This is a genomic window from Propioniciclava soli, from assembly GCF_014858005.1.
Taxonomy (GTDB): domain Bacteria; phylum Actinomycetota; class Actinomycetes; order Propionibacteriales; family Propionibacteriaceae; genus Propioniciclava; species Propioniciclava soli.
Window position 1 is genome coordinate 352,403 of sequence record NZ_JACYOT010000004.1, and the last position, 13,567, is coordinate 365,969.

Annotated in this window: 8 protein-coding genes and 1 pseudogene; 3 read left to right on the top strand and 6 right to left on the bottom strand. The window is 71.5% G+C overall.

The window, feature by feature from the left end; translation table 11 throughout:
* Positions 1 to 18: 18 nt before the first annotated feature.
* Both IFY26_RS04405 and IFY26_RS04410 read left to right on the top strand, forming a co-directional pair.
* Complete coding sequence (locus IFY26_RS04405; RefSeq protein WP_232547779.1) at positions 19 to 1,485, top strand: lipopolysaccharide biosynthesis protein; 1,467 nt, start codon at positions 19 to 21, stop codon at positions 1,483 to 1,485.
* 35 nt (positions 1,486 to 1,520) lie between these two features.
* Positions 1,521 to 2,639 (top strand): right-handed parallel beta-helix repeat-containing protein, encoded by a 1,119-nt coding sequence (locus tag IFY26_RS04410; RefSeq protein ID WP_232547780.1) that lies wholly within the window; start codon positions 1,521 to 1,523, stop codon positions 2,637 to 2,639.
* Here the strand turns inward: IFY26_RS04410 and IFY26_RS04415 are convergent.
* The 6 genes and pseudogenes from IFY26_RS04415 to glgX form a co-directional block, all read right to left on the bottom strand.
* Positions 2,636 to 3,703, bottom strand: a complete 1,068-nt coding sequence (locus tag IFY26_RS04415; RefSeq protein ID WP_232547781.1) for a glycosyltransferase — start codon at positions 3,701 to 3,703, stop codon at positions 2,636 to 2,638. The genes IFY26_RS04410 and IFY26_RS04415 overlap by 4 nt on opposite strands.
* Positions 3,704 to 3,862: 159 nt before the next feature.
* Positions 3,863 to 4,660 (bottom strand): NUDIX hydrolase, encoded by a 798-nt coding sequence (locus tag IFY26_RS18090; RefSeq protein WP_232547782.1) that lies wholly within the window; start codon positions 4,658 to 4,660, stop codon positions 3,863 to 3,865.
* A 180-nt stretch (positions 4,661 to 4,840) separates the two neighbouring features.
* Positions 4,841 to 6,733, bottom strand: a pseudogene (glgB, locus tag IFY26_RS04425) (1,4-alpha-glucan branching protein GlgB); the annotation flags it as partial.
* Complete coding sequence (locus tag IFY26_RS04430; RefSeq protein ID WP_232547784.1) at positions 6,733 to 8,034, bottom strand: maltokinase N-terminal cap-like domain-containing protein; 1,302 nt, start codon at positions 8,032 to 8,034, stop codon at positions 6,733 to 6,735. The gene IFY26_RS04430 and the pseudogene glgB, both read right to left, overlap by 1 nt.
* Before the next feature lie 23 nt (positions 8,035 to 8,057).
* Positions 8,058 to 10,118 carry a maltotransferase domain-containing protein gene (locus IFY26_RS04435; protein ID WP_416046548.1) on the bottom strand — a complete coding sequence of 687 codons (2,061 nt, stop codon included), beginning with the start codon at positions 10,116 to 10,118 and terminating at the stop codon, positions 8,058 to 8,060.
* 60 nt (positions 10,119 to 10,178) lie between these two features.
* The gene (glgX, locus tag IFY26_RS04440; RefSeq protein ID WP_232547785.1) at positions 10,179 to 12,302 is read right to left on the bottom strand and encodes a glycogen debranching protein GlgX; all 2,124 of its coding nucleotides are present in this window, start codon (positions 12,300 to 12,302) and stop codon (positions 10,179 to 10,181) included.
* Between the two features lie 118 nt (positions 12,303 to 12,420).
* On the opposite strand from glgX, the gene IFY26_RS04445 reads away from it, so the two are divergent.
* Entirely contained in the window at positions 12,421 to 13,551 is a 1,131-nt protein-coding gene (locus IFY26_RS04445; RefSeq protein ID WP_232547786.1) for a cysteine desulfurase family protein, read from the top strand.
* The last annotated feature ends 16 nt before the right edge of the window (positions 13,552 to 13,567 follow it).

Sequence of the window (13,567 nt, forward strand, 5' to 3'; positions counted from 1 at the left end):
AGGAGGCGCGCGGCCTTCGTGGGTGGCCTGTGGTACGCGGCTTCCCAGTTCGTCCCCTTCCTCGGCACCGCCGCGCTGTCGGTCGTGGCAGGGCGCATGTTGGGTGCCGAACGGTTGGGTCTGCAGAGCCTCATCGCCTACATGGAGGCCGCGCTGTTCGCCGTCATCGTGCAGTCCGCCACCACGAGTTGCATCCGAGCGCTCGGCGATCGGTACGGGGCCGAGGACGAGGCCGGGCAGATCGCGATGTCGTGGTGGACCATCCGCTTCCACCTCGTCGTCGGTGCCTTCGGAGGGCTGCTCCTCTTCGGCTACTCGCTGCTCCGCCACGACGGCGAGCTCTCGTGGGGCCTGGCTGCGGTGTCGATCCTCGCCACGTCGGCAGGCTGGGCGTGGGGCGCGATCATCGTGGCCGCGCGCGGGTGGAAGGCCATCGGGCAGCGGCGGCTCGTCTCGCAGTTGGCCGCGGCCGTCCTCGCCATCGGGGCGATCCTGCTCGGCGGAGGCATCGAGTGGATCTTCGCGGCCAACATCGTCGCCTCGCTCTGGCTCGCCTGGACCCTGCGCCGGGCCAGCCGGGGCATCCCGCGTGCCCGCTCCTACCGTCCCACGGCACGATTCTGGCCCTTCTACGGCATGGCGGCGCTCTCCCAGCTGATCGCCCAGGTGGCGGTGCAACGGTCGGAGTTCCTGGTTCTCGACTGGTTCAGCAGCAAGGATGAGATCGCCATGTACTCCATCGCCTTCATGCTGGTGACCGTGGCCGTCTCGATTCCGGCCGCGTTGACGTCGGCGGTGATGCCCGAGATCGCCCGGGCGGCGGCGGCCGGTCACCTCGACCGGCTGCGGGACAATCTCGCGCGAGCGCTGCGCGTCATGCTGCAGGGTGGGGTCGTCATGGCCCTCGGCGTCGCGGCGCTGGGGTTGGACGCGGTGGTCATCGTCTACGGCGAGCAGTTCCGGCGGGCCGGGGAGCTGACGGTCCTCTCGGCCCTCGGCCTTCTCGCGGTCCCCGCCTGGCAGCTGTGCAGTGACTACTGGACGGGACGCGGCATGCTGCGTCCGGTGCTCGTGACCGGGGCCTTCAGCGGCGCCGTGGGCATCGCGGTCGCCATCGTCCTCGCCCCTCACTTCGGCGCGGCCGGGGCGGTGGCCGCCAAACTCGTCAGCCAGTTCCTCATGGCGGTATTGCTGGTGGGGTACACGTGGCACGCGCACGGCAGGTTGCGGTTCCTCACCTGGGGCTGGGTCCGCCTTCTCGCCGCCTGCACCACGACGGGGATCGTTGCCCATTACCTGGTGGTGGGGATGTCGCCCGTCGTGGGGCTGCTGGTGGCTGCCGTGGTGGTCGCGGTGGGGCTCGCCGTCAGTCTGCTGGTCCTGCGCCCCCTCGAGGTCGAGGACGCGGAGTGGCTGGCGGCCATCCTGCCGTCGCGGATGGGGCCGCTGCTGCTCCGCTTCGCGTCCCGGGCCCCGATGCCGTGAGCGCGCACGAGGGGCGTGTCCCCATCCTCCGGTGGGTGCGCGCTGCCGTGGGCGTGCTCCTCCTCGTGGTGGTCGGCGGCGCGGTCGGCTTCGTCGCCGGCTCGGCGTCCCGATCATCCGCCGAGCCGAGCGGGCAGCCGTCCGCTGGCACCTCCTGCTCGGGGACGGCCGTGGTGAGGCCGGAAGACCATGGCGCCGTGGGGGACGGGCGGGCGGACGACACGCCTGCGTTGCAGGAGTCGTTCGACCGCGTGCCGGAGCACGGAACCGTGTGCCTGCGCGAGGGTGCCACCTATCTCCACTCCGACGTGCTGGAGGTGAGGGTGGCCGGCACCGTCCTGACCGGTGGCGGCGCCCTGGTCGCCACCGACCCCGAGCGATCCTCCGTCCAGGTGCGGGCCGACGGTGTCACCGTCTCAGGGGTGGTGTTCCGGACCGAGGCGCCCCGTCGTCTCACCGATCTGCCGCACATGAAGCTGGCCCTGCTGGACGTCACCGATGCGACGGTGGAGCACACCACGATCGAGGGGTCGGCCGCGGCCGGCATCTACGTGGGCGGCACGGCCCGCTTCGTCATCCGCGACGTCAGCATCGCGAACAGCCGCGCCGACGGCCTCTACATGACCGACGGGTCCCGCGACGGTTCCGTGACGGGGGTGGCCGTCACGAACTCCGGGGATGACGGGATCTCGGTCGTGACGTACCGCGACCAACCCCTGGTGGAGAACGTCACCGTCACCGCCGCGAGCGTGGACGGTCAGCGCTGGGGCAGGGGCATGACGGTGGTGGGCGGACGAGACATCGTCTTTCGTGACGTGACCATTCGACGGTCGGCGGGTGCCGCCCTCTACTTCGCCTCGGAGGGCCCGCCCAACGACACCCGCGGCACGTCCCACGTCGTCGTGGACGGCGCGGTCATCGAGCAGGCGAACCAGCGGGCGGATCTGCCGCAGGGTGCGGTGCTCGTCTACGCCGGCAACGCGGGGGAGCCCGTTGCCGACGTGCGCGTGGCGAACGTCGTGGTGGATGCGGTGGGTGACCATGCCGGGCGCGTGCTGGGCGAGATCTGCGAGGCCGAACGGGTCTCGGGCGTCGTGTATGAGAACATCACGATCCGCAACACGGATCTGCGCCGGGAGTGGAGCACCTGCTAACGCGGGGCCGTCGACGGGTGCCGGCGAGCGCGCGCCTTCCGACTGGCCGCCCGCTCGTAGCAGGCCAGCAACCGCTCGCGCTGCACCGACGGCGTGTTCTCGCGCAGGTACCTGGTCCAGACACGGACGTTGTCGTCGGCGACCGACGGATCGCCGAGGATCGCCGACACCTGCTCGGCAGCCTCCTCGGGTGAGTGCGCCGTGACCTCAGCCGGTGTGTCGGGCAGGCAGGCGAGCTCGCGGGCCACGACGGGGACCCCGAGGCCGGATGCCTCCAGGACGGCCATCGGGAACCCCTCCCATTGCGAGGAGAGCACGAAGCACGCCGACTCCCGGACCACCCCGAGCGCCGTCGCGCGGTCCGTCCATCCCGTGACCCGCACGCCCGCAGCCACCAGCGCTGCCTCCTGATCGGCGTCGCCACCCCCGACCCACACGGGGGCCACCTCCGCAGACAGGTGCTGCACCACGTCGAGGAACCACGCAGGATCCTTCTGGGGGCACAGCCTCCCCACCCCCACCACCTGGGGCAGCGCGGGATCGGGGGACGCCGGCTGGTCGCGGACCTCGTCGACCCGGGCGATGTTGGGGACGTAGAAGGCCCGGCGATCCGTCAGCCAGGCGCGGCCGATCTCGGCCTCGTAGGGCGAACAGCCGGCGATGACCGTGGTGTTGAGGGCGAGGGCACGTTCGATGACGTGGTAGGCCACCCGGTGCAGGGCCGAGACGTCCTTGCGTTCGAACCCGAAGCAGTGGGGCGTGTAGACGATCGGTACCCGCCGCGCCGACACCGCGGCCCGCACATAGGCGCCGGCGAAGCTCGAGTGCGCGTGCAGCACGTCGGGCGCGAGTTCGGCGACCACCCGACGGATCTGGGGCACCGCGAACCGCGCACCCTCACGCAGCGTCACCGTCCCCTCGAACAGGGAGAGCACGGCGGCGTCCACCTCGTTCCTGCGGCCGCGGAGCAACCAGTGCTCGTGCTCCGGGGAGGACCGGACGTACTCGCCGAGCGCCGTGACGACGCCCCCGCCGAAGCTCTCGGCCACGTGCAGGATTTTCATCGCCATCGCTCCCCCCGAGCCACGTGTGTGGCCGACGTGACACTCCTTCAGGACATCGGGCGACGGCATGCGAGCCCCGGCCCCTCCTGCACCGCCGGTGGCATCAGGGTATCGCAGCGGGACGGCCGCGGGGGCCCCCGACGCCGGTGCTGGTCAGCGTCACCGGTGGGGTGTCGTGCGGCCGCCCTCGGTGTACAGCGTGACGCCCTCGGCGAGCGCCCGCAGGGCGGAGGAGGCCCGCGCGGCACCGAAGGGCGTCATGCGCGCGACGAATTCCTCCGGCTCCACCCAGTGCAGGCCGAGAATCTCGAGGCCGTCCGGGGCGAGGCGGGCGCGGTCGGCGTCCGACACCTGCTGTGTCGCGAACACCAACTCGACCGCGTCGTCCCAGCCGAGGTAGGGGCGCAGCCAGTCGACGACCAGCGGCCGCTGGACGGCCGGCGCCCAGCCCATCTCCTCGGTCATCTCGCGGACCAACCCGTCGGCGGGGGACTCCCGCGGTTCGACGATGCCGCCCGGCAGCTCCCAGTCGGGCTTGAACGACGTCTCGCAGAGCAGCACGCGGCCGGCCACGTCGGTGACGAGGGCGTGCGCGATCAGCCGCTTGCGCGGCGTCACCGTGTTCATCACCGACGTGAAGCCCTCGCGTCCGTCCGTCACGTCGGTGACGAGCCGCGCATAGAGCCGCAGGTCGCCGAACGTGTCGCCGGGCAGGGGCTGTGCGCCGCGCAGCAAGCCCTCGTAGCGGAACCCCTGCCGGTGCAGCGCGCGCCGCGCGACGGCGTCCGACGGGTCGACCCGGGCGCTCAGCCGGTGCAACTGGCCCACGCCGAAGGCCTCGTGGACGGCCTTCGCCAGGCCGCGCTCGAGGCTCGCCAGGTCATCGGTCGGCTCCCACGTGAGGATCCCCTCGGAACCCTCGCGCAGGAGCCAGACGGCGAACTCGGGTGGCTCCACCTACTCGGAGGCCTCGACGTCGGCGTTGTGGGTCGGCGTCTGCGGGCCGGACTCGGCCAGCGCGTCGACCTCCGACACCTCGCCGGTGCTGCCGTCGACCGAGTCCGCGACCGGGGTGGTGGTCTCGATGACCGGCGCCTCGCCGGCCTCGTCGGCCTCGCCACCCTCGCCGTCCTCCTCGGCCGGCCCGTCGTAGCGCAGGAACAGCGCGCCGAACGGGGGGACCTGCACGCGCGCGGCGGCCGGGAAGCCGTCCCACTGGCCCTCGGTGGCGACCACGCCGCCCATGTTGCCGATGCCCGAGCCGTCGTAGACGGTCGCGTCGGAGTTGTGGATCTCCGTCCAGCAGCCGAGCTCCGGCAGGCCGATCTCGTAGTCGTACCAGGGCTCCGAGCTGAAGTTCACGATGACCGCGATCTGCTGGCCCTCGCCGTCGCGCCGGATCCAGCTGTAGGTGTTGCGGCCCGCGTCGTCGGCGTTGATCCACTGGAAACCGGCGGGGTCGGCGTCCAGCTTCCACAGGGCCGGGTGGCTGACGTAGACCTCGTTGAGGTCCTTGATGAGGCGCTGCAGCCCCTTGTGACCCCACAGATCCGAGACCCACCACTCGAGACTGACGGCCTCGTTGAACTCGCTGCGCTGGCCGAACTCCTGGCCCATGAACAGCAGCTGCTTGCCGGGGAAGCCCCACATGTAGGAGTAGAAGGCGCGCAGCGTGGCGAACTGCCGCCAGGCGTCCTGGGGGATCTTGTTGATCATGGAGCCCTTGCCGTGGACGACCTCGTCGTGGCTGATCGGCAGGATGAAGTTCTCGCTGTACTGGTAGACCATGGCGAACGTCATCTCGTGGTGGTGCCACTGCCGGTAGATCGGCTCGAGCGCCAGGTAGCGCAGCGAGTCGTTCATCCAGCCCATGTTCCACTTGAAGCCGAAGCCGAGGCCGCCGAGGTTGGTGGGCTGGGTGACGCCGCCGAAGCTCGTGGACTCCTCGGCGATCAGCTGGACGCCCGGGACGCGCTCGTACAGGTGGCGGTTGGTGTAGCGCAGGAAGTCGATGGCGTCGAGGTTGTGGTTGCCGCCGAACTCGTTCGGCACCCACTCGTCGGCCTCGCGGCTGTAGTCGAGGTACAGCATGGACGCCACGGCGTCGACCCGCAGGGCGTCGATGTGGAACTCCTGCACCCAGTAGAGCGCGTTGGAGACCAGGAAGCTCTTCACCTCGTTGCGGCCGTAGTTGAAGATGTAGGTGCCCCAGTCCTTGTGCTCGCCCTGGCGCGGGTCGGCGTGCTCGTACAGGGCGGTGCCGTCGAAGCGGCCGAGCGCCCAGGCGTCCTTGGGGAAGTGGCCGGGCACCCAGTCGAGGATGACGCCGATGCCCGCCTGGTGGAGCCGGTCGACCAGGTAGCGGAACTCGTCGGGCTTGCCGAGGCGGCTCTGCGGCGCGAAGTAGTTCGTCACCTGGTAGCCCCAGCTGGGCTCGAACGGGTGCTCGGTGACCGGCAGGAACTCCACGTGGGTGAAGCCCTGCCACTGGACGTACTCCACGAGTTCCTCGGCGAGCTCCAGGTACGTCTTGCCCTTGCGCCAGCCGCCCAGGTGCACCTCGTAGATGCTCATCGGCTCGTGCTGCTGGTTCTTCGCACGACGCTCGTCCATCCAGGCGTCGTCACCCCACCCGAATCGGGAGGCGTAGACGATGGAGGAGTTCGCCGGCGCCTGTTCGGCGAAGAACGCCATCGGGTCGACCTTCTCGTGCCACTGACCGTCGGCACCGAGGATGTTGTATTTGTACAGCGTCCCCTCACCGACGCCCTCGACGAACAGCGACCACACGCCGGAGCCGGGCACGAGCTGCATGGCATCGCCGGTCCACCAGTTGAAGTCCGCGTTGATGCGCACCTCGCGCGCGTTCGGCGCCCACACGGCGAAACGCGTGCCGGTGACCTCACCGCGCTCGTCGTCGTGGAGCGTCACGACGTGCGCGCCGAGCCGCCTCCAGAGCTCCGTGTCGCCGCCGTTGTGGAACCCCTCCAGGTCCCGGCCGGTCAATCCGCCGAAGGGATCGTGCGCCATCATCGCTCCTTGCTCTGCTCGGTGTTGCTGTGCTCAGTGTTGCTCTGGTCGGTCGTGCTCGGGTGGTGGGTGGCCGGGTGGTGGCCGGAGCCCGTGTCGCGGACGGCGCGCAGGGGGATGCCGACCCAGTCGGGTCGATTGCGCAGTTCGTACAGCACTTCGTAGACCGCCTTGTCCGTCTCGTACGCCGTGAGCACCGCCGCCTGGGTGGTGCCCTCACAGTAGCCCTGGAGGAACCCCTCCCGGGCCCGATCTGCCCATCGTGTGGCACCTGGCCCGGACGGGTTGGCGTGGGCGGAGCGGGCGTAGTCGAAGGACCGGGTCATGCCGGCCACGTCGCGCCACACCGAGTCGAAGGCGCGACGCTCGGCCGCGGTCTTCGCCGGTTCGCCCTCGAAGTCGATGATCGTCCAGCCGGCGGGGCTGGCCAGCGTCTGCCCGAGGTGGAAGTCGCCGTGGACGCGCTGCGTGTGCAGTTCGCTGCCGCGCAGCGCGTCGAAGCGTGCGCGCAAGGCGTCGGCATGGTCGGTGAGCGCCGGTGCCTGGTCGAGCGCCGCTGCGAGACGGTGCGCCATGACGTCGGCCAGCGCGTCCCCGGAGGCCGTCTGCTCACCGAACGCGTCGCGCAACTGCTCGTGGACCGCCCGCAGGGCGACGCCCAGGGCATGGGCCTCGTCGGCGAAGTCCCGCTCGTCGGCGCAGGCGCGGGTGGCGAGCACCCAGCCATCCGTGGCGCCCGCGATGCGCTCGCAGATGTTCCCGAGGTCGGTGAGGGTGCCGGCCGGCCAGTCACCGACGAGGCGGTGGCGGACCTCCGGCACGGCCCCGCCGCTGAGCGCGACCAGCACCTCGGTGTCGAGGTTCGGCCCGGGCTCGACCTTGCGGAACAGCTTGTACAGGTCGGTGTCGCCGAGCGTGAGCGTGGTGTTGGACTGTTCCCCGGCCCACACGCCGACGGGCACACCCGCGAAGTCGGGGGCCGTGGCGGCCACGAACGCGGCCAGCGCGACGAGGTCGGTCGTCGCGTCGGTGATGGCCGCCCCGGTGTCGGGGTCGGCGCCCAGCACGGTCGCACCGTCGGGAGCGGCCCCGCCGTGGTGGGCGACGAGGAACTGGTAGTGCTCCGTGCGGCCCCGGGGATCCTCCAGCGTGGCGATCTCGCTGCGGACGGCGGGGTCGGCGTCCGGCGGCGTCCACCACGCCAGCGGCTCGAGGTGGACCACCCGTGCTCCCGAGCCCTTGCCGCCGAACCAGCGGACGGTCTCGAGGTGGGCGGTCCAGGCGTCGTGAAGCGCGGTCATGGTTCCTCTCCGACGGGCGGTGCTCAGAGCACGGCCAGGATGTGGGCCGGCTGCGCCGGCGTCAGGCGCACGTAGTTGCGCGCCCCCCAGGTGAACGTCGCCCCGGTGAGCTCGTCGCGGACGCGCAACGGCGCGTCGGCCGCCAGACCCAGCGTCGTCAGGTCGAGCTGCACCTCCGACTCCACGGTGTTGTCCGGGTCCAGCGAGACGAGCACGATGACCCGGTCGTCGCCGTCGGTCTTGCTGAACACGAGCAGCCGTTCGTGGGGCGCGAAGTGGAAGTCGATCTGCCGCAGCTGCTGCAGCGCGGGGTGGGCCCGCCGAATGGCGTTGAGCGTCCCCAGGAGCATGTTGAGGTTCGGCTCGGCCGCGTAGTCGCGCGGGCGGTACTCGAACTTCTCCGAGTCGAGGTACTCCTCGCGCCCGGGCGCGAGCGCGGCGTGCTCGAAGAGCTCGAAGCCGGAGTACACACCCCACGACGGGGACAGCGTGGCGGCGAGGATGGCCCGGATGGCGAAGATCGCCGGGTTGCCCGTCTGCAGGTGGAACGGGTTGATGTCGGGGGTGTTGACGAAGAAGTTGGGCCGGTAGAAGGCGTCCATGTCCCGGCTCAGCTCACCGAGATACTCCTCGAGCTCCTCCTTCGTCACGCGCCAGGTGAAGTAGGTGTAGCTCATGTGGAACCCGACCTTGCCGAGGGCGTGCATCATCTCGGGCTTGGTGAAGGCTTCCGCGAAGAACAGCACATCGGGGTCGGTGGCCCGGATCTGTTCGAACACCCAACCCCAGAACTCGACCGGCTTGGTGTGCGGGTTGTCGACGCGGAAGATCCGGACGCCGTGGCCCATCCACAGCTTCAGGATCCGCAGGACCTCGTTGTAGATGCCCTCGGGGTCGTTGTCGAAGTTGATGGGGTAGATGTCCTGGTACTTCTTCGGCGGGTTCTCCGCGTACGCGATCGTGCCGTCCAGCCGTGTGGTGAACCACTCGGGGTGCTCCGTCACCCACGGGTGGTCGGGCGAGGCCTGCAGGGCGAAGTCGAGGGCGATCTCGAGGCCCAGCTCGTTCGCCTTCGCCACGAGGCGGTCGAAGCTCTCGAAGTCGCCGAGGTCGGGGTGGATCGCGTCGTGGCCCCCCGCCGCGCCACCGACCGCCCAGGGCGAGCCCGGGTCGACGTCCGTGGGTTCGAGGGTGTTGTTCCTGCCCTTCCTGAACGCCTCACCGATGGGGTGGATGGGCGGGAAATACACGACGTCGAACCCCATCGCGGCGATTTCTTCGAGGCGGGCGTGGCAGCTGTCGAAGGTGCCCGAGGTCCACGTACCGCTGTCGGCATCCCACGTCGCTCCCTCCGAGCGGGGGAAGAACTCATACCACGAGGAGAACAGGGCCCGCTTGCGATCGACGAACACCGGGAAGTCGGCGGTGGGGGAGACGAGCTCACGCGGCCCGTGCAGTTCCATGGCGCGGGCGAGGCCGGAGCCCGCGGCGACGTCCAGCAGGTCCGCGACGGGTCGCTGGGGAATCATGAGCTGGGCGGTGGCCCGCAGGATGGACGCCTCCACCGGTTCCCCGGCCTGCTCGGCGGCCCGGGCGGTGCGCTCCATCAGGTCGCGGCCCTCGAGGCACACCAGCTCGACGTCCACGCCGGCGGGCAGCTTGGTCTCGGCGTTGTGCAGCCACGTTCCCCACGGGTCCGACCAGCCCTCGACGCGGAACGTCCAGGGCCCCTCGGTGTCGAAGCGCACCCAGGCCTCCCACGGATCGAGGCCGCGGGGCGCCACGGGCTTCATGGGGTGGCGGGTCTCGTTGCCGTCCGGGTCGGTGAGCACCACCGAGGCGTTGACGGCGTCGTGGCCCTCGCGGAACACCTTGGCGCGGATGGGGACGGCCTCGCCGACCACCGCCTTGGCGGGGTAGGCACCCCCCTCGATGACGGGGGACACCTTCGTCACCGGGATGCGGCCGAACCCGCGGGGGACGGTGCGGGTGGGGGTCAGGTCGACAGCGACACGCCCGGGGTGAGCGGCCTTCGGGGAGCCGGCGCGAGCCGGTGCGGGCTGGGGCTGAGGGGTCTGCGTCACAGGGGCCAAACTACTGCACCCACCTGTCCGCGCGCAGCCGCGGCCGCGTCCGGGCCCAGCTCAGCCGGCTCGCGTGGCGCGGCGGGCGCGGCGGGGCACGGTGGCGTTGAAGACGACCACGGTGCGGCCCGGCACCTCGACGGTGCGGCCCGGGGAGAGGCGGGTCGTCGGCAGCTCTCCCGGCTCGCCGGTGTGGGCCTCCACGCGATAGCCGGACGCCCACGGTGCGCCCGGGAGCGTCACCGGGACGGGCTCGTGGCCGGCGTGGAAGAAGATGAAGAACGCCTCGTGGGCGTCGCTCACATACATGCCGAGGCAGCGCCGGCCATGGTCGTGCCACTGCTCGATGGACATCTCCGTGCCGTGTTCGGAGAACCAGGCCGACTCCCACCGGCCCAGGCCGTGGCCCTCGGCGTCGGTCACCTCACTGCGCCGGCGGAACGCCGCCGGGCGCAGCACCGGGTGCGCTGCGCGCAGCCGCAGCAGGGTCGCCGTCAGCTCGGTCTGGTCGGCCCACTCACCGGCCGAGCGCCAGTTCACCCACGAGACCGGGGTGTCTTGGCAGTACGCGTTGTTGTTGCCGCCCTGGGTGCGGCCCATCTCGTCACCGGCCAGCACCATCGGCGTGCCGACGCTCAGCACCAGGGTGGCCATCAGGTTGCGGGCGGTGCGGTGCCGCGCGGCGATGATCGCGCGGTCGTCGGTCTCGCCCTCGTAGCCGTGGTTCCACGAGCGGTTGTCGTCGGTGCCGTCGCGGTTGCGCTCGCCGTTGGCCTCGTTGTGCTTGAGGTCGTAGGTGACCACGTCGCGCATCGTGAAGCCGTCGTGGGCCGTCACGAAGTTGACGCTGCTGGTGCCGGGGCGTCCGTCGTGGTCGAAGATGTCGGCGGAGCCGGCGAGCCGGGTGGCGAGTTCCTCGACGCCACCGACGGCTCCGCGCCAGAAGTCGCGGGTGAAGCCGCGGAACCGGTCGTTCCACTCGCCCCAGCCGCGCCCCCAGCGGCCGACCTGGTAGCCGTACGGGCCGAGGTCCCACGGCTCGGACAGCATGATCGTGTCGGCGAAGACCGGGTCGTCGGCCAACGTCTGCTTGAACGCGTGGTCCTGACGCACGTGGTGCAGCTCGTCGCGGATCAGCGTGGTGCAGAGGTCGAACCGGAAGCCGTCCACGCCCATCTCGGTCACCCAGTACCGCAGCGAGTCGTGCACCAGGTCGAGCACCCCGCCCACCGAGGTGTCGACGGCATTGCCGCAGCCGGTGACGTCGTAGTCATTGCGCAGGTCGTCGGTGAGGCGGTAGTAGCCGGCGTGGTCGATGCCGCGGAACGACAGCGTCGGCCCCTCGTGGCCACCCTCGGCGGTGTGGTTGTACACCACGTCGAGGATCACCGCGATGCCCGCCCCGTGCAGGGCGGAGACCATCTGCTTGAACTCGGCGACCTGCTGGCCCAGCGTGCCGGAGCTCGAGTACTGGCCGTGGGGGGCGAAGAACCCCAGCGTGTTGTAGCCCCAGTAGTTCACCAGCCCGCGTCCGACGGCGAACGGCTCGGAGACGAAGTGGTGCAGCGGCAGGAACTCCACGGCGGTGACGCCCAGCTCCACCAGGTGCGCGACGACGGCGGGGTAGGCGAACCCGGCGTACGTGCCGCGCAGGTGCTCGGGGACGGCGGGGTGCAGCTGCGTGAAGCCCTTCAGGTGGGTCTCGTAGACCACGAGCTCGTCGGGGCGCAGGGGCCGCTCCAGCGGCGTCGGGGCGGGCGAGGGCGCCACGACCACACTCAGCGGCACCGCACCGAACGAGTCGGTCGGGTCGGGCAGGTAGTCGGATTCGGCGGTGTGGTCGAGGATCGGCCCGGAGTAGTCGACGCCGCCGGTGATCGCGCGGGCGTAGGGGTCGAGGAGCAGCTTGGCCGGGTTGAAGCGCTCGCCGTCTTCTGGGCTCCACGGGCCGTGGACCCGGTAGCCGTAGCGCTGGCCGTCGCCGACACCGGGCACGAACGTGCTCCACACGCCGTCGTCGGCGTGCTCGAGATCGAGGTTGGCCTGGCGGAGCCGGTCGTCCACGAGCACGAGCTCGACCCGGTGGGCGCGGGGTGCCCACAGGCTGAATCGGGTTCCCTCGGCGTTGACGTGCGCACCAAGGGTGCCGGAATCGACCGGGCGGGGCAGCGTGGGCCGCGACATGGACTTCTTTCGACGGTTCGACGGTTCGGCGGGAGACCGGGGGCGGGGCATCCATAGTGCCAAAGGAGGGCCGCACAGCGAAACGTCGGTGCCCTGGCCGCACCGTAGGCTGCCCCTCATGCGCCGCCACCTCGATCACGCCGCGACCGCCCCCCTGCGGCCGGTTGCCGAGGCGGCGTGGGCCGCGGCGGCATCGCTCGTCGGCAACCCCAGCTCGACCCACGCGTCCGGCCGACGCGCCCGTGCGCGGCTCGAGGACGCCCGCGAGCAGCTCGCCGACGCGGTGGGCGCCCACCCGACCGAGGTGGTGTTCACCTCCGGCGGCACCGAGGCCGACAACCTCGCGGTGCTCGGCGGCGCCGCGGCGGGCGCCGCCCTGGGGCGGCCGCGCGTGGCGGCCAGCACGGTGGAGCATCCGGCGGTGGCGCAGGCCGTGGCGTCCCTGGGCGCAGACCGCGCGCACTGGCTCGCGGTGGACGCCGACGGCGTCGTGACTCCCCGCGCGCTGGCCACCCTCGACGCCTCGGTGGCCGTCGTCTCCGTCGTGGCGGTGAACAACGAGACCGGCACGCTCCAGCCACTGGACGCCGTCCTGGCCGCCGGACGCCGCGCCGGAGCGCTGGTGCACAGCGATGCGGTGCAGGCGCTGGGCCACGTGCCGCTGGTGTTCGCGGCGTCGGGGTTGGACGCGATGAGTCTCTCGGCCCACAAGATCGGCGGGCCGGTCGGCGTCGGGGCGCTCGTGGTGCGGCGCGGCGTCCGCCTGGCACCGGTGACGTTCGGCGGGGGCCAGGAGGCGCGACTGCGCTCGGGAACCGTCCCGGTCGCGCTGGCCGCCGGGTTCGCGGCGGCGGCGGCGGAGGCGGTGGCCGAGCAACAGGGCGAGGCCGAGCGCCTGGGCCGGCTGCGCGCCGACCTCGTGGGAGGCCTGACCGCGCTGGACGGCGTCGTGGTCAACGGTGGGGATCGGGTGAGCCCGGCCATCTGCCATGCCACTGTCACCGGCTGCCGGGCCGACGACCTGCTCCTGCTCCTGGACGCCGAGGGCTTCGACTGCTCCACCGGCTCGGCGTGCGCGGCCGGCGTCCACCAACCCAGCGACGTGCTGTTGGCCATGGGACGTTCCGAGGCGGACGCCGCCGCCTCGCTCCGCTTCTCCTTCGGCCCGTCGACCACGGCCGATGACGTCACCGCTCTGCTCGCCGCGCTGGGCGACCTCGTTCCCCGCGCCCGCGCCGCCGCGGGCTGAGCGCGGCGCGGCTTCG

Excerpts from the sequence above, each read along its gene's own strand:
- IFY26_RS04415 (WP_232547781.1), bottom strand. The coding sequence starts at position 3,703 with ATGAAAATCCTGCACGTGGCCGAGAGCTTCGGCGGGGGCGTCGTCACG.
- IFY26_RS04430 (WP_232547784.1), bottom strand. The coding sequence starts at position 8,034 with ATGACCGCGCTTCACGACGCCTGGACCGCCCACCTCGAGACCGTCCGC.
- glgX (WP_232547785.1), bottom strand. The coding sequence starts at position 12,302 with ATGTCGCGGCCCACGCTGCCCCGCCCGGTCGATTCCGGCACCCTTGGT.
- IFY26_RS04445 (WP_232547786.1), top strand. The coding sequence starts at position 12,421 with ATGCGCCGCCACCTCGATCACGCCGCGACCGCCCCCCTGCGGCCGGTT.